20 protein-coding genes are annotated in these 25,427 nt (G+C 56.0%); 9 read left to right on the top strand and 11 right to left on the bottom strand.

Annotation, left to right across the window (positions count from 1 at the left end; translation table 11 throughout):
* Nucleotides 1-117 precede the first annotated feature (117 nt).
* The 5 genes from AC1ME2_RS00825 to AC1ME2_RS00805 all read left to right on the top strand — a co-directional run bounded on the left by AC1ME2_RS00825 (nucleotide 118) and on the right by AC1ME2_RS00805 (nucleotide 6,778).
* A complete protein-coding gene (locus AC1ME2_RS00825) occupies nucleotides 118-3,615 on the top strand; it encodes a response regulator (RefSeq protein ID WP_480438722.1) in 3,498 nt (1,165 codons plus the stop codon).
* A 68-nt stretch (nucleotides 3,616-3,683) separates the two neighbouring features.
* The gene (locus AC1ME2_RS00820; protein WP_480438721.1) at nucleotides 3,684-4,505 is read left to right on the top strand and encodes a CheR family methyltransferase; all 822 of its coding nucleotides are present in this window, start codon (nucleotides 3,684-3,686) and stop codon (nucleotides 4,503-4,505) included.
* A gap of 13 nt (nucleotides 4,506-4,518) precedes the next feature.
* On the top strand, nucleotides 4,519-5,136 hold the full coding sequence (locus AC1ME2_RS00815) for a chemotaxis protein CheB (RefSeq protein ID WP_480438720.1): 618 nt from the start codon (nucleotides 4,519-4,521) through the stop codon (nucleotides 5,134-5,136).
* The gene (locus tag AC1ME2_RS00810; protein WP_480438719.1) at nucleotides 5,130-6,311 is read left to right on the top strand and encodes a hybrid sensor histidine kinase/response regulator; all 1,182 of its coding nucleotides are present in this window, start codon (nucleotides 5,130-5,132) and stop codon (nucleotides 6,309-6,311) included. Before AC1ME2_RS00815 ends, AC1ME2_RS00810 begins: the two co-directional genes overlap by 7 nt.
* A gap of 89 nt (nucleotides 6,312-6,400) precedes the next feature.
* Nucleotides 6,401-6,778 carry a response regulator gene (locus AC1ME2_RS00805; protein ID WP_480438718.1) on the top strand — a complete coding sequence of 126 codons (378 nt, stop codon included), beginning with the start codon at nucleotides 6,401-6,403 and terminating at the stop codon, nucleotides 6,776-6,778.
* 55 nt (nucleotides 6,779-6,833) lie between these two features.
* Here the strand turns inward: AC1ME2_RS00805 and AC1ME2_RS00800 are convergent, their stop codons facing one another.
* On the bottom strand, nucleotides 6,834-8,864 hold the full coding sequence (locus AC1ME2_RS00800; RefSeq protein ID WP_480438717.1) for a response regulator: 2,031 nt from the start codon (nucleotides 8,862-8,864) through the stop codon (nucleotides 6,834-6,836).
* A 314-nt stretch (nucleotides 8,865-9,178) separates the two neighbouring features.
* Between AC1ME2_RS00800 and AC1ME2_RS00795 the strand changes: the two genes are divergently transcribed.
* The gene (locus AC1ME2_RS00795; protein WP_480438715.1) at nucleotides 9,179-9,991 is read left to right on the top strand and encodes a crotonase/enoyl-CoA hydratase family protein; all 813 of its coding nucleotides are present in this window, start codon (nucleotides 9,179-9,181) and stop codon (nucleotides 9,989-9,991) included.
* A gap of 20 nt (nucleotides 9,992-10,011) precedes the next feature.
* A complete protein-coding gene (gene nudC, locus AC1ME2_RS00790; RefSeq protein ID WP_480438714.1) occupies nucleotides 10,012-10,848 on the top strand; it encodes an NAD(+) diphosphatase in 837 nt (278 codons plus the stop codon).
* Here the strand turns inward: nudC and AC1ME2_RS00785 are convergent.
* The 6 genes from AC1ME2_RS00785 to AC1ME2_RS00760 form a co-directional block, all read right to left on the bottom strand.
* Nucleotides 10,816-11,595 carry a TSUP family transporter gene (locus AC1ME2_RS00785; protein WP_480438713.1) on the bottom strand — a complete coding sequence of 260 codons (780 nt, stop codon included), beginning with the start codon at nucleotides 11,593-11,595 and terminating at the stop codon, nucleotides 10,816-10,818. The genes nudC and AC1ME2_RS00785 overlap by 33 nt on opposite strands.
* A gap of 150 nt (nucleotides 11,596-11,745) precedes the next feature.
* Nucleotides 11,746-12,891, bottom strand: a complete 1,146-nt coding sequence (locus AC1ME2_RS00780) for a Gfo/Idh/MocA family protein (protein WP_480438711.1) — start codon at nucleotides 12,889-12,891, stop codon at nucleotides 11,746-11,748.
* A 129-nt stretch (nucleotides 12,892-13,020) separates the two neighbouring features.
* Nucleotides 13,021-13,788 carry an SDR family oxidoreductase gene (locus AC1ME2_RS00775; RefSeq protein WP_480438710.1) on the bottom strand — a complete coding sequence of 256 codons (768 nt, stop codon included), beginning with the start codon at nucleotides 13,786-13,788 and terminating at the stop codon, nucleotides 13,021-13,023.
* 24 nt (nucleotides 13,789-13,812) lie between these two features.
* The gene (locus AC1ME2_RS00770; protein ID WP_480438709.1) at nucleotides 13,813-14,880 is read right to left on the bottom strand and encodes a phosphotransferase family protein; all 1,068 of its coding nucleotides are present in this window, start codon (nucleotides 14,878-14,880) and stop codon (nucleotides 13,813-13,815) included.
* A 202-nt stretch (nucleotides 14,881-15,082) separates the two neighbouring features.
* Nucleotides 15,083-15,397, bottom strand: coding sequence for an SCP2 sterol-binding domain-containing protein (locus tag AC1ME2_RS00765; protein WP_480438706.1), 315 nt, complete (start codon nucleotides 15,395-15,397; stop codon nucleotides 15,083-15,085).
* 69 nt (nucleotides 15,398-15,466) lie between these two features.
* On the bottom strand, nucleotides 15,467-16,177 hold the full coding sequence (locus AC1ME2_RS00760) for a histidine phosphatase family protein (protein WP_480438705.1): 711 nt from the start codon (nucleotides 16,175-16,177) through the stop codon (nucleotides 15,467-15,469).
* Between the two features lie 206 nt (nucleotides 16,178-16,383).
* Here AC1ME2_RS00760 and sohB point away from each other — a divergent pair, with 206 nt between their 5' ends.
* Entirely contained in the window at nucleotides 16,384-17,406 is a 1,023-nt protein-coding gene (sohB, locus tag AC1ME2_RS00755) for a protease SohB (RefSeq protein ID WP_480438704.1), read from the top strand.
* A 103-nt stretch (nucleotides 17,407-17,509) separates the two neighbouring features.
* On the opposite strand, the gene AC1ME2_RS00750 is transcribed toward sohB, so the two are convergent.
* Together AC1ME2_RS00750 and AC1ME2_RS00745 are read right to left on the bottom strand one after the other, a co-directional pair.
* Nucleotides 17,510-18,004: a DUF934 domain-containing protein gene (locus AC1ME2_RS00750; protein ID WP_480438703.1), complete on the bottom strand. Its 495-nt coding sequence runs from the start codon at nucleotides 18,002-18,004 to the stop codon at nucleotides 17,510-17,512.
* Entirely contained in the window at nucleotides 17,988-19,646 is a 1,659-nt protein-coding gene (locus tag AC1ME2_RS00745) for a nitrite/sulfite reductase (RefSeq protein ID WP_480438702.1), read from the bottom strand. Before AC1ME2_RS00745 ends, AC1ME2_RS00750 begins: the two co-directional genes overlap by 17 nt.
* Before the next feature lie 510 nt (nucleotides 19,647-20,156).
* Between AC1ME2_RS00745 and AC1ME2_RS00740 the strand changes: the two genes are divergently transcribed.
* A complete protein-coding gene (locus AC1ME2_RS00740) occupies nucleotides 20,157-21,242 on the top strand; it encodes an ABC transporter substrate-binding protein (protein ID WP_480438701.1) in 1,086 nt (361 codons plus the stop codon).
* 37 nt (nucleotides 21,243-21,279) lie between these two features.
* Here AC1ME2_RS00740 and AC1ME2_RS00735 read toward each other — a convergent pair whose 3' ends face one another.
* Both AC1ME2_RS00735 and metH read right to left on the bottom strand, forming a co-directional pair.
* On the bottom strand, nucleotides 21,280-21,498 hold the full coding sequence (locus AC1ME2_RS00735) for a DUF2970 domain-containing protein (protein ID WP_480438699.1): 219 nt from the start codon (nucleotides 21,496-21,498) through the stop codon (nucleotides 21,280-21,282).
* A gap of 151 nt (nucleotides 21,499-21,649) precedes the next feature.
* Nucleotides 21,650-25,357, bottom strand: a complete 3,708-nt coding sequence (gene metH, locus AC1ME2_RS00730) for a methionine synthase (protein WP_480438698.1) — start codon at nucleotides 25,355-25,357, stop codon at nucleotides 21,650-21,652.
* Nucleotides 25,358-25,427: the final 70 nt, after the last annotated feature.

Here is a 25,427-nt window from a genome sequence, read left to right as displayed (position 1 = left end):
TTGTAGGAAGTGTTGTAGCGTTATGCCTGAAATTTCCTCTTTATGTGCTGGAGAAAAGTCTTTTGCTGACGTTTCCGGCAAACTCTGTCGTTTCAATGAATTCGCTCGGACCTCCTGATGAACCACCTGTCTTCGATTGACGAGCAACGTTTCAGTAAAATGCTGAGCCGCAATGTGCGCTTGCCCTTGGGGCTCGGTGTGCTGAGCGCGGTGTTTTTCATCTCGCTGATCTCCTATTTATTGTCGATGATCCAATGGGTCGAACATACGGACCAGGTGATCAATAGCACCAACCATTCGCTCCGGCTGTCCACCGACATGGAGGCGGGCATGCGCGGTTTTCTGCTCACAGGCGATGAGCACTTCCTCGATCCCTATGAAGTCGCCAAGCCAGGACTGGTTGCTGAACTTAAAGGGCTGGAAGCGTTGGTAGCTGATAACCCTCAGCAAGTGGATCGCTTGAAGCGCGTGTCTGCCTTGCAGGATGAATGGAACGATTTTGCCCAGGGGATGATCACTCTGCGGCGCCAAAATAGCGACTATCAGGGGGTTGCTCTGGCTGGCCGGGGCCAGCGTCTGACCGACGCGATGCGTAGCGAATACGATCAGGCGGTGGCGATGGAGCAACAGCTGCGTATTAATCGCAACGAAGAAGTTATGCACACGACTATTCTGACGGTCACGTTGTACCTGGTTTTTGTGCTGTCGATCAGCGCCTTACTGGCGTATGTCGGTCGGCGAGATATATTAACGTTATCAAGTACATACCGTGAAAACTTAAAGTTGCAAGAGAGCAATGCACAACGCTTGCAGCATGTGGCTTGGCTGCGCAATGGACAAAGCGAGTTGGCTGAGCAAGTGCTGGGGCAACTCACATTGAGTTTGCTGGGCCGCAATATTTTGCAGTTTTTCGCCCAATATTTAGGCTCTGTGGTGGCGGCGATGTATGTCCGTCAGGAGCACGGTGGCCTCAAACGCGTGGCCTCTTACGGGTTTTCCCGTGAGCAGGAACAGCGCGAGCAGTTGATTTACAGTGGCGAGGGCGTCATCTGGCAGGCTGTTCAGCAGGATAAAATTATCAGCCTGAACGATGTGCCGGGCGATTACTTCAAGGTCAGCTCGGGTCTGGGCGAGGGTTCACCACGCAGCGTTCTGATCGTGCCGACCAGCAATGACGACCAGGTCAATGGTGTGATCGAGTTGGGCTTCTTGCGGGCCTTGACCGAGCGCGATGTCGAGCTTCTTCAGGTGATATCCGACAACATAGGCACCTCGATTGAAGCTGCACGTTACCGCCAGCGCTTGCAGGAAGTACTCGCCGAAACCCAGCAGCTCAATGAAGAGCTGCAGGTTCAGCGAGAAGAGCTCAAAACCGCCAACGAAGAACTTGAAGAGCAGTCACGCATCCTCAAGGAGTCCCAGGCCCATCTGGAAAACCAGCAGGCAGAGCTTGAGCAAACTAACGAGCAGTTGACCGAGCAGAGTCAAGCCCTGGCCAATCAGCGCGATGCGCTGGACCGCAATAACGAAGAGCTGAATATCGCACAGGTCGAACTTGAAGCGCGGGCCGAAGAACTGCAACGCTCCAGCAAATACAAGTCGGAATTCCTTGCCAATATGTCTCATGAGCTGCGTACGCCGCTCAACAGTTCACTGATTCTGGCGAAACTACTGGCGGAAAACCCAGCAGAAAATTTGACGGCCGAGCAAGTCAAATTCGCCGAGTCGATCTATTCCGCAGGCAACGACCTGCTCAATTTGATCAACGATATCCTCGACATTTCCAAAGTCGAAGCCGGCAAGCTCGAGATGCGTCCGGAAAACACCAGCGTGGTGCGCTTGGTCGAAGGACTGCGTGGCATGTTCCAGCCGATGGCCGCAGACAAACACCTCGACTTCCAACTCGAGGTGCAGGCAGGTGCGCCAACGCTGCTGTTCACCGACCGCCAGCGCCTGGAGCAAATCCTGAAAAACCTGCTGTCCAACGCGATCAAGTTCACCGAGCGTGGCAGCGTCAGTTTGACCGTGTCACGCCAGCCGGGCGAGGGCATCACCTTTACCGTGCGCGACTCCGGGATCGGTATTGCCGAAGAACATCAGGAAAGTATTTTCGAGGCGTTCCGCCAGGCCGATGGCACCACCAATCGACGTTACGGCGGCACGGGACTTGGGCTGTCGATTTCCCGAGACCTGGCCAAACTGCTCGGTGGCTCCATCACCGTCACCAGCGCGCCAGACCAGGGCAGTATTTTTACCTTGGTGCTGCCTGAGCAGTATGTAGAGCAGGTTCAACTCGAATACGGTCAAGAGTCTGTCGCGGTTGCTGCTCCTGTGGTGGTTGCACCGGTTGTCGTGCCTGTCGTGGCAAAAAACCAGACGCAGGTTGCTGTTCCATGTTTTGCCGACGATCGCGACAAGGTACCGTTCAGCACTCGCTGCATCCTGGTGATTGAGGATGAGGTCAGCTTTGCCCAGATCCTTTACGACCTGGCCCATGAGTTGGGTTATCAGTGCCTGGTCGCCCAGGGCGCTGACGAAGGCTTCAATCTGGCCGTGCAGTTCATTCCAGATGCGATTCTGCTGGACATGCGCCTGCCGGACCATTCGGGTCTTACGGTATTGCAGCGCTTGAAGGACCTGGCGCAGACCCGGCATGTACCGGTGCATGTGATCTCGGTCGAAGATCGCCAGGAAGCGGCAATGCACATGGGCGCAATCGGTTATGCGGTCAAGCCGACCACTCGTGAAGAACTCAAGGATGTCTTTGCCAAACTTGAAGCCAAGCTGACACAGAAGGTCAAGCGCATATTGTTGGTGGAAGACGACGCCCTGCAACGCGACAGCATCGCACGCTTGATCGGTGACGATGATATAGAGATCACCGCCGTCGGGTTCGCTCAGGATGCGCTGACGCTGCTACGCGACAACGTCTATGACTGCATGATCATCGACCTCAAGCTGCCCGACATGCTTGGCAATGACTTGCTTAAACGCATGTCCACCGAAGACATCTGTTCTTTTCCGCCCGTGATTGTCTATACCGGGCGTAACTTGACGCGTGATGAGGAAGCCGAGCTCCTCAAGTACTCTCGCTCAATCATCATCAAAGGCGCACGTTCGCCGGAGCGCTTGCTCGATGAAGTGACACTGTTCCTGCACAAGGTTGAATCGAAGTTGTCCAACGAACGCCAGGCGATGCTCAAGACCGCCCGCAGCCGCGACAAAGTATTTGAGGGTCGTAAAATCCTGGTAGTCGATGACGACGTGCGCAACATCTTCGCGCTGACCAGTGCCCTGGAGCACAAAGGGGCGGTCGTTGAAATCGCTCGGAATGGTCGGGAGGCTATCAACAAACTTAATGAGGTCGACGACATCGATCTGGTGTTGATGGATGTAATGATGCCCGAGATGGACGGCTACGAAGCGACCGTGGAGATTCGCAAGGATCCACGCTGGCGCAAGCTGCCGATCATTGCGGTGACGGCCAAGGCCATGAAAGACGACCAGGAGCGCTGTCTGCAGGCAGGCTCCAATGACTACCTGGCCAAGCCCATCGACCTTGACCGGTTGTTTTCGCTTATTCGGGTATGGCTGCCGAAAATGGAACGGATCTGATTCATTGAACGTATTCGGCATTGACGCCACTAAGTGGACACTAGGAACCGAGTATCTGGATTCGTGCCATGTCGCTTGAGCGAAACGCTGAAATTGAATTGCGGCTGTTGATAGAGGCGATTTACCTCAAATACAGCTACGACTTCCGTGATTACTCCGGCGCATCGGTCAAGCGTCGGGTCAATCACGCGTTACGCCAGTTAGACTGCAAAACCATCTCGGCCTTGCAGGAGCGCGTGCTGCACGATCCCTCCGCGTTCATGCAACTCTTGCAGTTCCTGACCATCCCAGTCAGCGAAATGTTTCGCGATCCTGGGCATTTCCTGGCGATCCGGCAGGAAGTGGTTCCACTGCTCAAGACTTACCCTTCGATCAAGATCTGGATCGCGGGTTGCAGCACGGGCGAGGAGGTCTATTCCATGGCCATCTTGCTGCGCGAGGAAGGCCTGCTTGATCGGACCATCATCTACGCGACGGACATCAACCCCAGTTCGCTGGAGAAGGCCAAGCAGGGGATTTTTTCCCTGGAAAATATCCGTGCTTATACCGAGAACTACCAGAAGGCGGGTGGACAGCGGGCGTTTTCCGACTATTACACGGCGGCTTACGACTACGCTATTTTCGACAAGACCCTGCGAGAGAACGTGACGTTCGCCGATCATAGCCTGGCAACCGACAGTGTCTTCTCAGAAACTCAATTAATTTCATGCCGCAACGTATTAATTTATTTCAATAAAAAACTTCAGGATCGAGCGTTCAGCTTGTTTGACGACTCGCTTTGTCATCGGGGTTTTCTGGTGCTGGGCAGCAAGGAAACAGTCGACTTTTCCGCCTACAGCAAAAATTTCGATGCTTTCGTAAAGCAGGAACGGATCTACCGTAAGTCATGAAGACCACTGAACAATGAATACCATTGAACAACAGGGTCACCTGCCCATCCGCTCTTTGCCTGTTGTCGATGCCATTGTCATTGGGGCATCGTCTGGCGGTGTGGACGCGTTGATGAAGGTTTTTGCCTCGCTGAGCCCAGGCTTCGGCCTGCCGATCATTGTGGTTCTGCATTTACCTGATGAGCGTCGCAGCCGGCTGGCTGACGTTTTTCAGCTGCGCCTGCCCATCCCGGTCAAAGAAGTCGATGACAAAGAAATGATTGTTCCTGGTACGTTGTACTTCGCCGCTCCCGGCTATCACGTGTCTGTAGAAAAGGATTTCAGTCTGTCCCTGAGCCAGGAAGAGCGTATCTACCATTCACGGCCCAGCATCGACATCCTCTTTGAGTCAGCTGCTGATGCCTATGGGGCACGGCTGGCCGGCGTACTGCTGACGGGAGCCAATCAGGATGGTGCCCGCGGGCTGGCGTTGATCAAGCAGTACGGTGGATTTACGGTGGTTCAAGATCCAAGACTGGCTCAAGTGCCGACGATGCTTGAAGCGGCGTTGTCGTTGCATATGCCGAACCATATTCTCCCTTTGCACGACATCGGTCGACTGCTTATCGAGCTGGAAAGAACCGCATGCTAAGTGAAATCCAAGCCAAACTGCTGATCGTCGATGATCTGCCAGAGAACCTGTTGGCGCTTGAGGCGCTGATCAAGCGTGAAGATCGCGCGGTATTTAAAGCCCTGTCCGCGGACGAGGCACTTTCGCTGTTGCTGCAGCACGAATTCGCACTGGCCATTCTCGATGTGCAGATGCCAGGAATGAACGGCTTTGAACTGGCTGAGCTGATGCGCAGTACCGAGAAAACCAAAAATATTCCTATCGTGTTTGTCAGTGCCGCCGGCCGAGAGTTGAATTACGCGTTCAAGGGCTATGAAAGTGGCGCAGTAGACTTTCTGCACAAACCGCTGGATATCCATGCGGTGAAGAGCAAGGTCAATGTATTCGTCGAACTCTATCGTCACCGCAAAGCCATGAAGCAGCAGGTCGAAGCCCTCGAGCAGAGCCGACAAGAGCAAGAAGCGTTGCTTAAGCAGCTTCAGGCCACGCAGAACGAACTAGAGCATGCGGTGCGTATGCGCGATGACTTTATGTCGATTGTTTCCCATGAAGTACGCACGCCGCTCAACGGGCTTATTCTTGAAACCCAGTTGCGCAAACTGCACCTGGCCAAAGACAACATTGCCGCGTTTACCCCAGACAAGCTGCGGGCCATGGTTGATCGCGATGAGCGACAAATACAGAGTTTGATTCGCTTGATCGAAGACATGCTCGATGTCTCGCGCATCCGTACCGGCAAACTGTCGATTCGCCCCAGTCGTTTCGATCTCGCGCAACTGGTCAGCAACCTGCTGAAGAACTTCTCCGCACAGATCTCGGTCGCCGAGTCGACGCTGTCTTTTACGATAGAGGAGCCTGTCATCGGCACCTGGGACGAGTTTCGCATCGAACAGGTGGTTGCCAACTTGCTGACCAACGCGTTGCGCTATGGCGCGCGCAGCTCGATCAGTGTCCGGGTGTACTGCGAAGCCGGGCATGCGCGGGTGGATGTGCTCGATCACGGCATTGGCATCAGCGAAGAAAACCAGAAACGGATCTTTCAGCAATTCGAGCGAGTATCGGCTGATCATGTCATCGCCGGACTGGGGTTGGGCTTGTTTATTTCCGAGCAGATCGTCGCCGCCCATGGCGGTTCGATCAGCGTAGAAAGCGAAGAAGGTAAGGGGTCCTTGTTCAGCGTTCATCTGCCGCTTTAAAAGCTGTTGGCATTTATTCGACGTACAGCGCAACCTATGCCGCGCTCCATGGTCGTAATGGCAGCTATTGAGAGATATAAGGCACACCCATGAGCTCTGATGCAGAAGATGTCGTACTCATCGTCGAAGACGAACCGCTGATCCTGATGTTACTTGCCGATTATCTATCGGGTGAGGGCTACCGGGTGTTGCAGGCGGAAAACGGCGAGCAGGCGTTCGAAATACTGGCGAGCAAACCTCATCTGGACTTGATGATCACCGATTACCGCCTGCCGGGCGGGGTGTCAGGTGTGATGATTGCAGAGCCGGCGGTTAAGTTGCGACCTGAGTTGAAAGTGATCTTCATCAGCGGCTATCCCGCCGAGATCCTGGAATCCGGAAGCCCCGTCGCCCTCAATGCACCGATCCTGGCCAAGCCGTTCACCATGGACAGCCTGCATACACAGATCAAAAATCTATTGTGTTGATAGGTGCTTTGGCAGGGAATATTTTTGTGGGCTGCGGTGCCTCAATTCGGTACTGCTAGGCCTCGATCATTTCCCGCACTTTGGCGGTGAGATGATCGAACGCAAACGGTTTGGTGATCATCTGCATGCCTGTATCGAGAAAGCCTGCTCGCACGGCAGCATGTTCGGCATAACCGGTGATAAACAGAACTTTCAGATCCGGACGCAGTTGCCGTCCTATGTCGGCCAGTTGTCTGCCATTCATGCCGGGCAGGCCGATATCACTGATCATCAAGTCAATACGCTGCCCTGACTCGAGAATGGGTAACGCGCTATCAGCGTCCCCGGCTTCGACAAAGGCATAACCCAAGTCACCCAGTACTTCACTGACCAGCACGCGAATGGCCGGGTCGTCTTCGACGATCAGCACTGTTTCACCTTCTTTTGCGTAGGTCGCGTTGCTTTGGTAGCTGATGTCCTCGTGATTTTCTTCACCACGAAATCGCGGTAGAAACAGCTGCACAGTGGTGCCGGCACCCACTTCACTCTGGATCGACACGTGGCCATGGGACTGCTTGCTGAAGCCATAAATCATTGAGAGGCCAAGGCCTGTACCTTGACCAATCGGCTTGGTGGTAAAGAAGGGGTCAAACGCTCGGCTGACGACACTTTGTGGCATGCCGCAGCCGCTATCGCTGACGCTGAGTACCACATAATCGCCCGGCTGGAGATTTTCCTGGGCAGTGGTTTGGGTGTTGTCCAGACGCTGATTGGAGGTGCTGACGGTCAGATGCCCACCTCCGGGCATTGCATCGCGGGCGTTGAGTACCAGGTTGAGCAGGGCGCTTTCCAACTGATTGGGGTCAGCTTCGGCGGTCCACAGATCGTCCTTCAGGTGCATATCGAGATGGATACTTTCATTGAGGCTGCGATGGATCAACTCACTCATGGCGTTGACCAGTTGGTTCATTTTCACCGGTTTTGAATCAAGCGATTGCCGACGCGAAAAGGCCAATAGGTGGTGGGTCAGCGCTGCGGCGCGATTGGCCGACGTCACGCCCAGATCGATCAGGCTGTCCAGGTCTTCGGTACGGCCCCGTGACAACCGTCTTCGCAGCAACTCAAGACTGCCAATAATGCCGGTCAGCATATTGTTGAAGTCATGGGCAATCCCGCCAGTGAGCTGGCCGACAGCTTCCATTTTTTGCGATTGGCGCAGCGCTTCTTCGTTGTGCCTGAGTTGTGCCGTACGTTCTTCGACCTGTTGTTCAAGGGTCTCGTTGATACGGTGGAGCTGGTTCTCGGCCTGTTTTCGCTCGCTGATATCGGAGGTCACGCCCACGAGCGAACTGACTTTGCCGTTCTTGCCACGAATCGCCCGTGCTCGCACGTCGACCCAGTTCAGGGAGCCATCAGGCCAGACGTTACGGTATTCAATGATGTAGTCGTCACCGGACTCCAGGCTGTGAAGCAGGGCTGATTGCATCCGCGCCTGATCGTCGCTGAACGTCGACTTGAGCCAGTCGGTGTAGGTGAATGTGTCTTCCTCATCGTGCCCGTAGTGGGCCTTGCTGATCGCCGAGCAGGTCAACGTCATGTCGCCTGCTTCGAGTTGCCAGGAACCCAGGCGCCCGGCTTTCAGAGCATTCTGCAAGCGCTGCTCACTTTCCAGAATATCCTCCATCCGCAGGCGAGCTTCGTATTGTCGACGGCGACTGCGAAGTGCGGTGGTGGCCACGCTAATCATCGTAGCCGGGTGGAAAGGGCGCTCTAGAAAAGTCACGTTACCCAGATGTGTACCGAGCCCGGTCGATGGATATTGCTCTGGTCCGTCATGATGGGTCAGTAACACGATAGGTATATCGGACCAGGCAGGCTGTTGATCCAGAAGGGCGAGCAACGGATTTATATCGGCGTTGTGCAGAACCTCATCAGTAATGATGACAAGCCCGGCCCCTGCTGTCAGCGCTTTGCACAACCCGGGTAAGTCGGGGGTGATCAATGCCGAGAAGCCTGCTTCCTCCAGAAGCGTGAATGCAACCTGACCTTCCCGGCCTTGGGGGGTCAGGATGATTGCTCGCTCGGATACCAATTCCGAAATGCTCACGCGTCTTCTTCCTGCAGCATTGCTTTGCTTTCTCCGTAGTAATGGGGAATCCCGCGCAGTAGGCCTTGATCCAGGTTATGCGAACAGCCTGGCTTCGGGGCGCACGGCGTGCCCCGATTGAACGACTGTCTTATCACTGGACCGCGGGCCGCGCTGACGGTTCACACTTTCCTGAGAAGTGGGTGTATATCCCAACGGCTAATTTTTGGTCCTGCAAATGGCACAACCGCAGTCTTACGGCTGGTAAGGCTGGCTTGTTATAGTCTGACCGCCATGCCAACCAAAAATTTTGAGTATTTTCGAGGATGACTGCCGTGTCCGATTACCAGGCTTTTCACGTCGTGCTGACCAACAACATCGCCCATGTGCAGATTAATCGGCCGGAAAAGGTCAATTCGATGAACGCTGCGTTCTGGAGCGAAATCATCGATATTTTCCAGTGGATCGATGAAACAGATGAAGTGCGGGTCGTGGTTCTGAGTGGTGCGGGCAAACACTTCTCTTCGGGTATTGACTTGATGATGCTGGCGTCGGTTGCCACTGAACTGGGTAAGGATGTTGGGCGAAATGCGCGTTTGCTGCGCCGCAAAATCCTCCAGTTGCAAGCCTCGTTCAATGCCGTGGATACCTGTCGGAAGCCGGTATTGGCGGCGATTCAGGGCTACTGCCTGGGCGGCGCTATCGATTTGATTTCAGCGTGCGATATGCGGTATGCCGCTGAAGATGCACAGTTCTCGATCAAGGAAATCGACATGGGCATGGCAGCGGATGTAGGCACGTTGCAACGCCTTCCGCGTATCATCGGCGACGGTATGCTGCGCGAGCTGGCCTACACCGGGCGTATGATGGGTGCAGAAGAAGCGCGCAGCATAGGGCTGGTCAATCGCACGTTTGTCGACACGCCGAGTCTGTTGGAAGGCGTCATGGCCATTGCCGGTGAAATTGCCAGCAAATCGCCGATCGCCATCGCGGGCACCAAGGAGATGATCAGCTACATGCGCGACCATCGGATCGATGACGGTCTTGAATATGTCGCCACCTGGAACGCAGCGATGCTGCAATCAGCAGACCTTCGGCTGGCCATGACCGCGCACATGAGCAAACAAAAAGCGGCCTTCGATAACTAAGCAAGCAGAGGAAATTATTCATGACACGCCCCAGGCGCTGGACAACGGCCGTCCTTGATACCCAGGTCAGCGGCGGTTGGGCTGTGGTTCACAGTACTCAGGGATTTCTGCTCGACGGCAACGGCGTGATGTTCCCGAGGGAATGGCTCAAACGTCAGGACTTGCCGTTGCTCAGCGAACATGGCATCGGCCACTTCGATGGTGAGCCGGTCTACCTGCTGGTGCTCAAACAACCGGTGGAGGTCGAGGGTTGCACCTGGCAAGGGCTTCGTCAGTTTATGCTCGAAGGTGACTTCGACATCTACAGGAAGCTCGGCTATGCCGCACAGATAGGGACCTGGGCGCGGGAACATCGGTTCTGTGGCAGCTGTGGTCAAGCGATGCTGCAAGTGCCGGGTGAGCGCGCGATGTACTGCGAACAGTGTGATTTACGCCATTACCCGCGTATTTCGCCGAGCATGATCGTGCTGATCACCCGTGGCGATGAAGTCCTGCTGGCACGTTCGCCGCGCTTCGCTGCGGGCGTCTACAGCACGCTGGCGGGGTTCGCCGAGCCCGGAGAGTCTGCTGAAGATTGCGTACGCCGCGAAGTGATGGAAGAGGTACAGCTTGAGGTCAAGAACATCCGCTACATGGGCAGCCAGTGTTGGCCGTTCCCGCATTCGATGATGCTCGGCTTCCATGCCGAATACGCCGGAGGCGAGATCGTCCCGCAACTGGATGAGATCGAAGATGCGCGTTGGTTCGATATCAATGATCTGCCGCCGCTACCGGCCCACCGCTCGATCGCCCGCTATCTGATCGATCTGTATCTGGCCAGGCGTTCAGGCACCGCTGAACCAGTGTTGCCAGGCTAGGCGCACGGTCAAACCCAGTACCACGATAATGAACACCGGGCGGATAAACTTTGCTCCGCCCTGAATCGCTGTACGGGCGCCAAAGAAGGCCCCGATCATCAGCGACGAGCCCATGCTCAGGCCGATCAACCAGTCGACCTGGCCAGAGAAGATAAACACGGACAGCGCCGCAGCATTACTGACGAAGTTCATGCTGCGCGCCACGCCGCTGGCTTTCACCAGATCCAGTGGGTAGAGCAGCAGGCTGCTGACTGTCCAGAAGGCGCCTGTGCCTGGCCCGGCGACGCCGTCATAAAACCCTAACCCCAGGCCTTGGGGCAGTTGCCACTTCTTCTTTATGGGCGCGTTGCTGTCCAGCGGCGCCTTGGGTGTGCCGCCGAACAATAGGTACAGGCCGCAACCGAACACAATCACTGGGAGCATCTGGTTGATCCACTCTGCCGGCAGGTAATGGGCAACCACTGCGCCAATCAATGCTCCGACTGCCGTGCCAATCAACGCGTGAATCCATTGTTTGGGATTGAACAGTTTGCGCCGGAAAAAGGTGTAGCTGGCCATCGCCGAACCGAAGGTCGAACTGAGCTTGTTGGTGCCAAGGACCAGATGCGGTGGAAGGCCGGCAGTCATCAGGGCAGGGGTGGTTAGCAGACCACCGCCACCGGCGATGGCATCAATGAACCCGGCGACAAAAGCGACGGCGGCGAGGATGGCAAGTGTTGTCAGGTCAACACTGAGTTCAAAAGGCATGGGAGGGATCGACTTATACGACTTGGGCAGAATGGCTGCGCCAGAAGCGAGCTATTTTACCCATCTCAGCCGAAAAATCGATCTGCAAGGTAAGCTATAACGAGCCGCTCGCGAATAGGCTCATTCTCACGCAGCGTGCAGCAGAACCGCTTACACCTCATCAACCCTGACCCAGCGCTGTTCCACCGCCGCCAAGCGAATTGCTGTCGCCAACCGCTCGACCTGCCACGCCTCTTCGAAATCCGGCCCTTCGTTGCCGTGACCGCAGACTGCCTGAATCAATGCATGCACTTCCAGCGTCTTCAGTTCGTTGTAACCCAGTTGATGCCCAGGGGCCGGACAGAACGCAGCGTATCCAGGCAGTGTCGGTCCGGCGAGTATCCGCTGAAACCCATCTTGCCCTGAGCGATAAACCCGCAGCTCGTTGAGTCGCTCCTGATCGAATGCAAGGGTGCCGCGCGTGCCGCTGATCTCGACACTCAGGTGATTTTTGTAGCCATGCTTGAGCCAACTGCTGCTGAACGTACCGCGTGCGCCGTTGGCGAAGCGCAGCAGGGCACAGGTTTGATCGTCGACGGCGATGGTGCGCTGTTCGCTGCTGCCCACGGCAACTGGGCGCTGGGCATGCACAGTATGAGCGTCGGCGCACACCGCTTCGATGTCGCCCAGCAGGTGACGGGCCAGCGCCAGCAAATGACTGCCCAGATCTGCCAGCGCGCCTCCTGCGTGGGTGGCTTCACAGCGCCATGACCACGGCGTTGCCGGATCTCCCATGAAATCTTCGCTGAACTCTCCCTGAAAACCGATGATCTCGCCCAGTTCGCCGTCTGCGATCATCTGCCGCGCCAAACCAATGATGGGATTGTGCTGATAGTTGTACCCCACCCGAGTGACCACGCCGGCAGCTTGGGCGGCCTGACGCATTTCACTCGCTTGACCGAGGCTGACCGCCAACGGCTTTTCGCAATACACGGCTTTACCGGCCGCCAGTGCCGCCATAGCCATGGGGTAATGCAGGTGATTGGGCGTGGTGATCGCTACGAGGTGCACACTGGGATCGTTGATCAATAATTGCCAGTCGCCATGAGCATGATCGAAGCCCCAGTCGTTGGCGCATCGCTCGGCACGTGCGGCATCAGCGTCGGCCAGCGCAGCCAGATGCACCTGCACAGGTAGTTGAAACGCGGCACTGACATTGCGAAAGGCCAAGGCATGGGCACGTCCCATGAAGCCCGTGCCGATCAGACCAATACCCAATGTGGGCAGAGAAGGTTGGGGTACAGAAGATTCGCGCATGACAAAGTCCGGTCAGAGTTGTTGTGCGGAAAATATATTCTTAATAAGTTAACTATGGAATATATATTCTTTATTTGACTCATAAAAAAACAGCCCGAAGGCCGTTTTTTCTTTACCTGTACAGGGGGATCAGGACAGGAAGCCACCGTCCACATTCAACGAAATACCGGTGGTGTAGCTGGATGCATCACTGGCCAGGTACAGAACGGCGCCAGCCATCTCGCTGGGTGCAGCCACACGCTTGAGCGGGATCTGTTCCAGCGCCATGTTCAGGATCGCATCGTTCTTCACCAGCGCCGAGGCGAATTTGGTGTCTGTCAGTCCAGGCAGCAGGGCGTTGCAACGAATGCCGAAGGGTGCGCATTCCTTCGCGAACACTTTGGTCATGTTGATCACGGCCGCCTTGGTCACCGAATAAATGCCTTGGAACACGCCTGGCGAAATGCCATTGATCGACGCGACGTTGATGATGCTGCCGCCGCCGTTTTCGCGCATCAGCTTGCCCGCTTCGATGGACATGAAAAAATAACCGCGAATGTTTACGTCGACGGTTTTCTGGAACGCGCTCAGGTCGGTGTCCAGTACGTTGCAGAATTGCGGATTGGTCGCAGCGTTGTTGACCAGAATATGCAGGCGCCCGAACTGTTCGCGAATCTGCGCAAACGCGTTATGGATCTGTTCCATCTCGCCGATATGGCAAGCAATCGCCGTAGCCTTGCCGCCGTCAGCGATGATCGCGTCAGCGACGTGTTGGCAGCCATCGATCTTGCGGCTGGAGACGATGACATGCGCGCCTTGCTGGGCCAACAATTTGGCGATGGCTTCACCAATGCCGCGGCTGGCACCGGAAACGAAAGCGATTTTGCCATCGAGGTCGAACAGTTGGGTCTTGGACATGTTTTCTTCCTTATATCGTCGCAATCAAAGGCTGGATTTATCGATGACTTGCAGGCTCATCTGCTCTAATAGCGTGTTCATCTGAATGAACTGCGCAAAGCGTTTGTCCTGAGTCTGGCCATGAAAAAAGCGGTAGTAGATTTGCTGCACGATGCCGGCCAGACGGAACAAGCCATAGGTGTAGTAGAAATCAAAATTGTCGATCTGGATGCCGGAGCGCTCAGCATAGTAATCGACGAACTGGCGGCGAGTCAGCATGCCCGGTGCATGGCTGGGCTGGCGGCGCATCAGTTGTACCGGCGCCGGATCGCTGGCTTCGATCCAATAGGCCAGGGTGTTGCCCAGGTCCATCAGCGGGTCGCCAATCGTAGTGAGCTCCCAGTCCAGGACGCCGATGATTTTCATCGGATCGGTCGGATCGAGAATCACGTTATCGAAGCGATAGTCGTTATGCACGATGCTGGACAGGGGATGATCCGCCGGCATTTTTTCCTTGAGCCAGGCCCTGACTGTCTCCCAGCTCGGCGCATCCGGGGTCAGCGCTTTTTCGTAACGCTCGCCCCAGCCACTAATCTGGCGTTTGACATACCCTTCAGGTCTGCCAAGGTCCGCCAACCCGCACGCGGTGTAGTCGACCTGATGCAGCTCGACCAGCGTGTCGATAAAATTTTTGCACAGTGTTTCGGTCTGCTGAGCATCGAAGTTCAGTTCAGGCGGAAGGTCGGAGCGCAGAATGATGCCGTTGACCCGCTCCATGACATAGAACTCAGAGCCGATTAGCGACTCGTCAGTGCAATGCACGTAAGCCTTTGGGCAGTACGGAAAGCCGACGTTCAATTGGTTGAGAATGCGGTATTCGCGGCCCATGTCGTGGGCAGACTTGGCTTTGTGGCCAAAAGGCGGACGACGCAGGACGAATTCCTGATCCGGGTACTGGATCAGGTACGTCAGGTTCGAAGCGCCGCCCGGAAACTGGCTGATCTCAGGCGAGCCCTTGAGGCCCGGAATATGCGCCTTGAGGTAGGGATCGATGAGGCTGGCGTCGAGTTCTTCGCCGGAACGGATCTTGGTGGACTGGTCAGTAAGCGCCATGCTTATCCCTTCTGCTTATTATGGAGTGCAGAGATTATTGACTAATCTAATGCGGCCACCGCCCGCTCACAAGCCGGAAACAGCCTTATAGGTGAGCGTGTTGCAGGCCAATCATTGGCTTTGATCGCGGTGAACCCGCGAGCGACAGGCGAAAAAAAACCGAGGCCCGGAGACCTCGGTTTTGCGTGCATTGCAGCCCGCTTTAAGCCGGGAACAGCTCGCTCAGCTTCATCGCCAGCATCATGTCGCCTTCAGCGCGCAGCTTGCCGGACATGAACGCCTGCATGCCGTCGGTGTCGCCGCTGACGATGCCTTTAAGGGTCTCGCTGTCCATGACCAGGGTCACTTGAGCATCAGGGTTCACGCCTTCTTTAACGTCGCAAGTACCGTCTTTTACGATCAGGGAGTAGTTTGTTTCTTCATCAATGCGAAAGCCGAACACCAGGTCCAGACCTGTAGCGGCACTTGGGTTGAACTTGGCTTTCATGGATTGAATCGCGTCGGCTACAGAAGTCATTGTTTGATCCTTTTTGATGGTGTCTGGTGGTTAGGTTTTAGCGATATTTCACGTTGTGGTGGGCCGGGCTCAGCGATAGGTGATGAGCTCCGGCGCCTTCAACAGTTGTAAGTGCGTATGACCGTTGAAGGAGGCCAGGGCTACCTCGCGACCACGGAATTTAAGCTGGTTGAGCGAAGTATTGACGATTTGCCAGTTGAGTTCGAACGCCGGTTGCGCAGGCATTTGGGTGATCAGGTGGAGCAGGGCGGTAATGGTGCCGCCGGAGGTAAAAATGGCGATCCGGTCTTTGCTGCCGGCACGCTCTAGAACCCGGTGCAAGCCTGACTGAACCTGATCGACAAAGCCAAGCCAGCTTTGCAGTCCCGGTGTGTCGTAGTTGCCATTGAGCCAGCGACCGATGATCAAGGCAAACAGCCGCTGAAACTCGGCACGGTTTTGCGTGGCATTGCGCAGCACATTCAGGGCTTCCGGTTCATCCGGCAGCAGGGCCGGGAGCAATGCACGGATCACTGCATCGGCATCGAATTCATTGAAGGCAGGATCGACTTCAAGCGGGGGTATCGTTTGCCCGACTGCCTTCAGCTGACCCATTGCCGCCTCCGCTGTGTGCTGCTGACGACGCAGGTTGCCGGAGAGGCAGCGATCAAAGCTCAAGCCCATCTGTGCCAGGTGCGCGCCGAGTATCTCGGCTTGGCGAATACCCATCGGAGACAGAACATCGTAGTCGTCTGCACCGAAGGAGGCTTGGCCATGTCGAATCAAATAGATGCTGCCCACGTCGGCGTTATCCCGGTACGTTGAAGGTTTTGCGAGGTTATGAGGATGCTTGGAGCCTGTCAATGAAAAAACATACGCTTGTTTGAAAAGCTGTTTCAGGGATATCTATAACGAGCGAGCGACTGGCCGTCTGCAAAGCGCGCCGGTATGCTTGAGTAATCCGCGGCCCCTTGATTGGAGGGGCGCAAAGTGTGTGAGGAATATCTGTGGAGTTTATAGCTGAATACGCAATTTTTCTGGCCAAGACGGTCACCCTGGTGGTGGCTATTTTGATCGTGCTGGCTGCTTTCGCCTCACTGCGCAGCAAAGGTCGTCGCAAGTCTGCAGGGCAGTTGCACGTCAGCAAACTCAATGATTTTTACAAAGGATTGCGCGAGCGTCTTGAACAGTCGCTGCTGGATAAGGACCGGTTAAAGGCGTTGCGCAAGGCGCAAGGCAAAAGCCTGAAGAAGGAAAAGAAACTGGCCGAGTCAAAACCTCGGGTGTACGTGCTGGATTTCGACGGCGACATCAAAGCGTCCGCAACCGAAAGCATGCGTCATGAAATTACTGCTCTGCTGACCCTGGCTACAGCCAAGGATGAAGTGGTCCTGCGCCTGGAGAGTGGCGGCGGTATGGTTCACAGTTATGGCCTGGCCTCGTCGCAATTGGCGCGTATTCGTCAGGCGGGCATTCCGCTGACCATCTGCATCGATAAAGTCGCGGCCAGCGGCGGTTACATGATGGCCTGCATTGGTAACAAGATTATCAGCGCACCCTTTGCCATCCTGGGTTCCATTGGCGTGGTAGCGCAGCTGCCCAACGTCAATCGCCTGTTGAAAAAGCATGATATTGATTTTGAAGTGCTGACTGCCGGCGAATATAAACGCACCTTGACCGTGTTCGGCGAAAATACCGAGAAGGGGCGTGAGAAGTTTCAGGAAGAGCTGGACATCACGCATGAATTGTTCAAGAACTTTGTTGCTCGCTACCGGCCACAACTGGCCATTAATGAAGTAGCCACCGGTGAAGTCTGGCTTGGCATGGCGGCGCTGGACAAGCAACTGGTGGATGAACTCAAAACCAGTGACGAATACCTTTCTGAGCGCGCCAAGGTCGCAGAGGTTTTCCATCTGCACTATTCCGAGCGCAAAAGTTTGCAGGAGCGGGTAGGTTTGGCCGCCAGCGGGTCGGTAGATCGTGTACTGCTGAGTTGGTGGAGTCGGCTGACGCAGCAGCGCTTCTGGTAACCATGAGCGTCTTTGTCAGGCCTTCAGTCTGACAAAGACGGGTCGCCAGACAGTAGAAAAGCCCGGATTTCGAAAGAAATCCGGGCTTTTTTTTCGAGCCGAATCAGCGGCGCCGGAACAGCGGCAGTGGTTCGTCAGTTGCGGCTTGGTAGGTCACCGAGAAGTCTTTCAGGCTTTCAAGGGCTTCATACGGGTCTTTGTCGGGACGAACCGCAAAGGCGTCGAAACCACAGCGGTGCATGTAGAACAATTGGTCGCGCAGCACATCGCCAATCGCCCGCAGTTCGCCTTTGAAGCCATATCGATCACGCAGCAGGCGCGCATTGGAAAAACTGCGGCCATCGGTGAACGACGGGAAGTTCAGGGCGATGACCTGGAATTGGTGTACGTCATCGCCGATTTGCTCAGCTTCTTCGTCGCTGTCCAGCCACACGCCCAGGCCACCGTCACGCGCTTTGAGGGCGTGACCATGGTCGAGCCATAAGGCCAGCGGCACAATCAGGTCATCACAGTTGGACAGGCCGTCAAAGGTGGTGTCCTTGGGCAGCAAGTGCCAGGTTTCGTCGATGACTTCGTTGTTCTTAATTATTCGCTGCATAGACGCGCTCCTTGAAAGGGTCAATGCCGATACGCTGGAAAGTGTCGATGAAACGCTCATCTTCGTGCCGCTTCTCTATGTAGACGTTGATCAGCTTTTCGATCACATCGGGCATCACATCTTGAGCGAACGACGGGCCAAGGATTTTACCCAGGCTGGCGTCACGGTTGCTGCTGCCTCCGAGGGAGACCTGATAGAACTCAGCGCCTTTTTTGTCCACGCCCAGAATGCCGATATGCCCGACATGGTGGTGACCACAGGCATTCATGCAGCCTGAAATATTCAGGTCCAGCTCGCCGATGTCGAACAGGTAGTCCAAATCGTCAAAACGACGCTGGATGGATTCGGCAATCGGGATCGATTTGGCGTTGGCCAGAGAACAGAAATCTCCGCCTGGGCAGCAAATGATGTCGGTCAGCAAGCCAATGTTCGGCGTGGCGAAACCTTGCTCGCGAAGCTCGCCCCACAGGGCGAACAATTGGCTCTGCTCGACATCGGCAAGAATGATGTTTTGTTCGTGGGAGGTGCGCATCTGGCTGAAACTGTAGCGATCAGCCAGGTCGGCAATGCCATCGAGTTGTTTGTCAGTGACATCGCCCGGTGCGACGCCGGTCGGCTTGAGCGATAGGGTCACGGCTGCATAGCCCGGCTTTTTGTGGGCCAGGACATTGCGCGAGCGCCAGCGGGCGAAACCCGGGTGCTCGTTGTCGAGTTGAGCCAGTTCAGCGCTTTGATCGCTGAAGGCTTTGTACTCGGGGTCGATGAAGTGCTTGGCGACGCGATGGACTTCGGCTTCGGTCAATGTGGTCTGGCCGCCACGCAGGTGGGCCATTTCTGCATCGACCCGCTCGGCGAACACTTCAGGTGTCAGCGCCTTGACCAGAATCTTGATTCGGGCCTTGTACTTGTTGTCACGACGACCATAGCGGTTGTAGACCCGCAGAATGGCGTCCAGGTAGCTCAACAGGTCCTGCCACGGCAGAAACTCGTTGATAAAGGCACCGACCACTGGCGTACGGCCCAGGCCGCCACCGACGAGGACGCGGAAGCCCAGTTCGCCCGCAGCGTTGCGCACGGGCTCCAGGCCAATGTCATGCACTTCAATGGCGACACGGTCGCTGGTGGAACCATTGATGGCGATCTTGAATTTGCGCGGCAGGTAGGCGAATTCGGGGTGGAAGGTAGTCCATTGCCGAATGATCTCGCACCATGGGCGCGGATCGACCACTTCATCGGCTGCAACGCCGGCAAATTGATCGGTGGTAACGTTACGCAGGCAATTACCGCTGGTCTGAATCGCGTGCATTTGCACGGTGGCGAGTTCAGCCAGGATGTCCGGCACGTCTTCCAGCGCGGGCCAGTTGAACTGGATATTTTGACGGGTGCTGACGTGGGCATAGCCCTTGTCGTAATCGCGAGCGATTTTAGCCATCATGCGCAATTGCCGCGAGGTCAACTGGCCGTAAGGCACAGCCACCCGCAACATCGGCGCAAAACGTTGAACATAAAGGCCATTCTGCAGGCGTAGCGGGCGAAACTCTTCTTCGCTCAGCTCTCCGGCCAGGTAGCGTTGAGTCTGATCCCGGAACTGCTTGACGCGGTCCTCGATGATCCGCTGGTCGTACTCGTCGTATACGTACATATAGGTCCTGTTCTCAGGCTGCTTACAGCAAATCTGCGCGCACGGCCGCGCACTCCCAACGGAGCCGATGGAAGATACCAGTTTGCAGTTATGCGCAAAAGTGAAGTTTTAATATATGCAAAGAACTAAAAGAACTAACCGGGTTGGACTGCTCAGATAACGCTCCTTGTGGAACAGGCAATGCTCGACTTTACTGGTGGCGTGATCGCGGCAATCTGGTGTCAGACGGTGGTCACGCTTCATGTGCAATCACCGACAAAAACTGAAAAGAGGCGATGCAATGAGCAACCCTGTCAAAGCAGCGAAAAACAATAGCAGCGTAGATGCCTGGGCCATTTTCTTCATTATCATCCTGGTCGTAACGACGGCCGTATTCTGGGTGAGCCACCAATAACGTCATCAACCTGCGGCTGTCCGGCATCGCTGCCGGACAACGCGCCAAAAAAAGGTATCAAAGGGCCGGCCGTTAGGCCGCTATACTGCGTGATTCTTTTTCAGGCTCACGTGACGATGTCTAAGCCTTTTTTTGGATTGCTGTTGGTATTGAGCAGCTTTTGGCTAACGGTGGCCGACGCGGCGACGATGGTTTTCCTTAACCCGGGCTCTTCGACAGAAACGTTTTGGGTCAGTTACTCAAAATTCATGGAGGCGGCAGCCAGCGACTTGGGCATGACGCTGCAGGTCCGTTACTCAGAACGCGACCCCCATAACACACTGATTCAGGCGCGCGAGGTATTACTAGGCCCGAACCGGCCGGACTACTTGGTGTTCGTCAACGAACTGTATGCTGCCCCGGAAATTCTTCGCCTGTCCCAAGGCAGCGGCGTCAAGCTGTTCGCCGTCAACAATACCCTCACCCCAGATCAGATCGACATGCTCGGCGACGTGCGTACTCGCTTTCCGAACTTTATCGGCAGCCTGGTGGGTAATGACGAGGAGGGCGGCTACCTGATGGCCAAGGAGCTGATTCGCCTGCACCCGAGGGTTGCTGCGGGCCAGAGCATCGAGATGCTGGCGTTCTCCGGCGCGACCACAACACCCGCCGCGCAGCTCCGTGAACTAGGCCTGCACCGTGCGTTGGCTGAGCATCCGGAAGTGCACTTGCGTCAGCTGGTGTACAGCGGTTGGGGTCGAGAACGTGCGCAGGAGCAGGCCAGACAACTGCTCAAACGTTACCCGAAGACAAGCCTGGTATGGTCCGCCAATGATGAGATGGCGTTTGGTGCCATGGACGCATTGCGCGAAATAGGCGGTAAACCGGGCAAGGATGTGCTGTTCAGCGCATTGAATTGTTCGACACGCGCCTTGCAAGCGCGTCTGGACGGAAGTTTGAGTGTTCTGGTGGGAGGGCACTTTACGTTGGGTGGTTGGGCCATGGTGCTACTGCACGACTATGACGCGACCAGGGAGCAGGATCGTCAGTACCTCGGCGCGCGTCAGTTGCGCGTGCTGCAGCTTCTAAATCAACACGATGCCAAGCGCTTGCTGCAGGCGAGTCGCGACGGCAGCTATGGCGTCGATTTCCGCACCTTCAGCCTCACGGGAAAACCCGCATCGGCGGAGTATCAGTTTTCCCTGAAAACCATACTCCACTGAGTGATGGTACCCGTCCCGTGCGCCTTCTGCCGGGCGTTCAACCCACCGCGAAGTGCAGTACCAACTGCACGATGCCAAACAGGGTCAGGGCGAAGATCGCCGTGAACAGCACCCCCAATATAACGAAATGACTGGGTTTGCCATGGGTGAAATCGCGCTCGCGGTTTTTTCCGCTCTGCACCCCAAAGGCCGCTGCCATAACGCTCTGCACCATTTGCCAGAAAGTCGGCGGCTTATTGTTGGATGAGTCGTCCATATACCCTCGCGAATTTACATCGACGTAAAGGAAACTCACTGAAGGATAGTCAAGTCGGGGAGATATGCCCTGTCGTGAACGCTTTGCTGGGTGCCAGAGCCCACCGAAAAAGGAAGCAGCCCATGGCGGGCCGCCTCCTTAGCGCGCTGTCTTAGTTGTCGTATCCTAGATTCGGCCCTAACCAGCGCTCAGAAACACTCAGGTCCTGGCCCTTGCGCGCTGTATAGCTTTCGACCTGATCCTTGTCGACTTTGCCCACGGCGAAGTATTGCGCCTGTGGATGAGCGAAGTACCAGCCACTCACCGACGCTGCAGGGAACATTGCGTAGCTTTCGGTCAGGGTGACGCCGCTCAGGCCCGACTGGCCATCCTCCGTGCGGTCCAGCAAGTCGAACAAGGTGCCTTTTTCGGTGTGATCCGGGCAGGCCGGATAACCCGGTGCAGGGCGGATACCGGTGTATTGCTCCTTGATCAGGTCTTCGTTGGCCAGTTGTTCGTCCTTGGCATAACCCCAGTGGTTTTTCCGCACTTGTTGGTGCAGCCACTCGGCACAGGCTTCAGCCAGACGGTCGGCCAAGGCTTTGACCATGATCGAGTTGTAGTCGTCGCCTTTGTCCTGATAAGCCTTGGACACTTCCTCGGCGCCGATGCCCGCGGTGGTGATGAAACCTCCGACGTAATCGGTGATGCCGCTGTCCTTGGGTGCGACGAAGTCCGCCAGGGAGAAGTTTGGTTTGCCATCGGTTTTGATGATCTGTTGACGCAGGTGATGCAGTTTGGCCATCGGCTGACCGTCGTCGCCGTAAAGCTCCAGGTCGTCATTATCCACCTGATTGGCAGGCCAGAAGCCAAACACTGCGCGAGCACTGATCAGCTTTTCGTCGATCAGTTTGCGCAGGATGTCCTGGGCATCGGCAAACAATGAGGTAGCCGCTTCGCCAACGACTTCGTCGGTGAGAATGCGCGGGTATTTGCCGGCCAGGTCCCAGGAGATGAAAAACGGGGTCCAGTCGATGTACTCGGCCAGCACATTCAGGTCGATATTTTCCAGGACCTTCACGCCGGTGAACGTGGGTTTGACCGGTTGGTAGTCGGCCCAGTCGAACTTCGGCTTCTTGGCCACCGCAGCGGCGTAACTCAGGCGCTCGGTGCGCGAGCTACGGGCGGCGGTGCGCTCACGTACCTCGATGTACTCAAGCCGGGTTTTCTCGATGAACGCCGGTTTCAGCTCTTTGGACAGCAATTGTGTGGCCACGCCAACGGCGCGGGACGCATCGGTGACATAGATCACCGCGTCGTTGCTGTACTTGGGTTCGATTTTCACCGCCGTGTGGGCCTTGGAGGTGGTCGCGCCGCCGATCATCAGTGGCAGGGTAAAGCCCTGACGCTGCATTTCCCGTGCGACATGCACCATTTCATCAAGTGACGGGGTAATCAGCCCGGACAGGCCGATGATGTCGCACTTCTGCTCCTTGGCCACTTGCAGGATTTTCTCTGCCGGGACCATCACGCCCAGGTCGACGATGTCATAGCCGTTGCAACCCAGAACCACGCCGACAATGTTCTTGCCGATGTCATGCACGTCACCCTTGACCGTGGCCATGAGGATTTTGCCCTTGGCTTCCGGTTTGTCGCCTTTCTCCAGTTCGATGAACGGGATCAAGTGAGCCACGGCCTGTTTCATCACGCGTGCCGATTTCACCACCTGCGGCAGGAACATTTTCCCCGAACCAAACAGGTCGCCGACGATGTTCATGCCGGACATCAGCGGCCCTTCGATCACTTCGATCGGGCGCTTGAACGACTGCCGTGACTCTTCAGTGTCTTCGACAATGTGTGTGGTGATGCCTTTGACCAGCGCGTGTTCCAGGCGCTTGTTGACTTCCCAGCCACGCCACTCTTCGGTTTCGGCTTCTTTGACGCTGCCGTCGCCCTTGTACTTGTCAGCGATGGCCAGCAGGGCGTCGGTGCCGTTCGGCGTGCGATTGAGAACGACGTCTTCCACACAATCACGCAATTCGGCCGGGATCTGGTCGTAGATCTCCAGTTGCCCGGCGTTGACGATACCCATGCTCAAGCCGTTGCGGATCGCATACAGCAAGAACACCGAGTGAATCGCTTCGCGTACCGGATTGTTGCCACGGAACGAGAAGGATACGTTTGACACGCCGCCGGAGGTCAGGGCATGGGGCAGGTTGTCGCGAATATAGGCACAGGCATTGATGAAATCGACGGCGTAGTTGTTGTGCTCTTCGATACCCGTGGCGATGGCGAAAATATTCGGGTCAAAAATGATGTCTTCAGGCGGGAAGCCGACATCGTTGACCAGGATGTCGTAGGAGCGCTTGCAGATTTCTCTCTTGCGCTTCTCGGTGTCGGCCTGGCCGTCTTCATCGAACGCCATGACCACCACGGCAGCGCCATAGCGTTTGCACAGTTTGGCGTGATGGATGAACTGCTCCACGCCTTCCTTCATGCTGATGGAATTGACGATGCCCTTGCCCTGAATACACTTGAGGCCGGCTTCGATCACTTCCCATTTGGAGGAGTCGATCATGATCGGAACACGGGAGATGTCCGGTTCGCCAGCAATCAGATTGAGGAAGGTCACCATCGCCTTCTTCGAATCGAGCATGCCCTCATCCATGTTGATGTCGATCACCTGAGCGCCGGCTTCGACTTGCTGCAAGGCGACTTCCAGGGCTTCGGTGTAGTTGTCTTCACGGATCAGCCGGGCAAAACGCGCAGAACCGGTAATGTTGGTACGCTCGCCGACGTTGATGAACAGCGAACTGCGATCAATGGTGAACGGTTCCAGGCCGGACAGGCGACAGGCTTTAGGAATATCCGGAATGGCTCGCGGCGGGTACTTGCTCACCGCATTGGCGATGGCCTTGATGTGCGCGGGCGTGGTCCCGCAGCAGCCACCGACGATATTGAGGAAGCCGCTCTGGGCGAACTCTTCGATGATTGCTGCAGTCTGTTCTGGCTCTTCGTCGTACTCACCGAAGGCATTTGGCAAGCCAGCGTTCGGGTGTGCCGAAATGTAAGTGCCGGCTTTGTCTGACAGCTCTTCCAGGTACGGGCGCAGATCGGCGGCACCCAAGGCACAGTTCAAACCCACCGAAATAGGTTTGGCGTGACTGACCGAGTTCCAGAACGCTTCAGTGGTTTGCCCGGATAATGTGCGGCCCGAGGCGTCGGTGATGGTCCCGGAGATCATGATCGGCAATTCAAATCCGACTTCCTCGAACACGCCCTGCACGGCGAAAATCGCGGCCTTGGCGTTGAGGGTGTCGAAAATCGTCTCGATCAGGATCAGATCGACACCGCCCTCGATCAAGCCGTGGGTGGCTTCGGTGTAGTTTTCTACCAACTGATCGAAGGTCACATTGCGGTAGCCAGGGTTGTTAACGTCCGGCGACAGTGAGCAGGTGCGGCTGGTCGGGCCGAGAACGCCGGCAACGAAGCGTGGCTTGTCAGGTGTTTCCAGGGTTTTTGCGTCGGCGACCTTGCGGGCGAGACGAGCACCCTCTACGTTCAACTCATAGACCAGCGTTTCCATCCCGTAGTCGGCCTGGGAAACCTGGGTGGCGTTGAAGGTGTTGGTTTCGAGGATGTCGGCGCCAGCGTCCAGATAGGCCTTTTCGATGGCACCAATCACGTCCGGACGACTGAGAATCAACAGGTCGTTGTTGCCTTTGACATCACTTGGCCAGTCGGCGAAGCGTTTGCCACGGTAGTCCTCTTCCTCCAGTCGGTAGCTCTGGATCATTGTGCCCATGCCACCATCGAGAATCAGAATGCGCTCTTTGAGGGCTTGCTGGAGAGCGTGGAGGCGAGCGCTGCGGTCGGACATAGGACTACCTGAAAAGGCCAATACAGAAGGTCCGAGATAATAGCAAACCTGCGCGCTTTTAGTGAGAGGA

The sequence above is a fragment of the Pseudomonas sp. ASL9 genome (assembly GCF_056680335.1).
Note: the sequence above shows the minus strand (reverse complement) of the source record. Positions and strands in the feature narration are given on the sequence as shown.

Excerpts from the sequence above, each read along its gene's own strand:
- AC1ME2_RS00825 (WP_480438722.1), top strand. The coding sequence starts at position 118 with ATGAACCACCTGTCTTCGATTGACGAGCAACGTTTCAGTAAAATGCTG.
- AC1ME2_RS00820 (WP_480438721.1), top strand. The coding sequence starts at position 3,684 with ATGTCGCTTGAGCGAAACGCTGAAATTGAATTGCGGCTGTTGATAGAG.
- AC1ME2_RS00815 (WP_480438720.1), top strand. The coding sequence starts at position 4,519 with ATGAATACCATTGAACAACAGGGTCACCTGCCCATCCGCTCTTTGCCT.
- AC1ME2_RS00810 (WP_480438719.1), top strand. The coding sequence starts at position 5,130 with ATGCTAAGTGAAATCCAAGCCAAACTGCTGATCGTCGATGATCTGCCA.
- AC1ME2_RS00805 (WP_480438718.1), top strand. The coding sequence starts at position 6,401 with ATGAGCTCTGATGCAGAAGATGTCGTACTCATCGTCGAAGACGAACCG.
- nudC (WP_480438714.1), top strand. The coding sequence starts at position 10,012 with ATGACACGCCCCAGGCGCTGGACAACGGCCGTCCTTGATACCCAGGTC.
- AC1ME2_RS00785 (WP_480438713.1), bottom strand. The coding sequence starts at position 11,595 with ATGCCTTTTGAACTCAGTGTTGACCTGACAACACTTGCCATCCTCGCC.
- AC1ME2_RS00780 (WP_480438711.1), bottom strand. The coding sequence starts at position 12,891 with ATGCGCGAATCTTCTGTACCCCAACCTTCTCTGCCCACATTGGGTATT.
- AC1ME2_RS00775 (WP_480438710.1), bottom strand. The coding sequence starts at position 13,788 with ATGTCCAAGACCCAACTGTTCGACCTCGATGGCAAAATCGCTTTCGTT.
- AC1ME2_RS00770 (WP_480438709.1), bottom strand. The coding sequence starts at position 14,880 with ATGGCGCTTACTGACCAGTCCACCAAGATCCGTTCCGGCGAAGAACTC.
- AC1ME2_RS00765 (WP_480438706.1), bottom strand. The coding sequence starts at position 15,397 with ATGACTTCTGTAGCCGACGCGATTCAATCCATGAAAGCCAAGTTCAAC.
- AC1ME2_RS00750 (WP_480438703.1), bottom strand. The coding sequence starts at position 18,004 with ATGCAGCGAATAATTAAGAACAACGAAGTCATCGACGAAACCTGGCAC.
- AC1ME2_RS00745 (WP_480438702.1), bottom strand. The coding sequence starts at position 19,646 with ATGTACGTATACGACGAGTACGACCAGCGGATCATCGAGGACCGCGTC.
- AC1ME2_RS00740 (WP_480438701.1), top strand. The coding sequence starts at position 20,157 with ATGTCTAAGCCTTTTTTTGGATTGCTGTTGGTATTGAGCAGCTTTTGG.
- AC1ME2_RS00735 (WP_480438699.1), bottom strand. The coding sequence starts at position 21,498 with ATGGACGACTCATCCAACAATAAGCCGCCGACTTTCTGGCAAATGGTG.
- metH (WP_480438698.1), bottom strand. The coding sequence starts at position 25,357 with ATGTCCGACCGCAGCGCTCGCCTCCACGCTCTCCAGCAAGCCCTCAAA.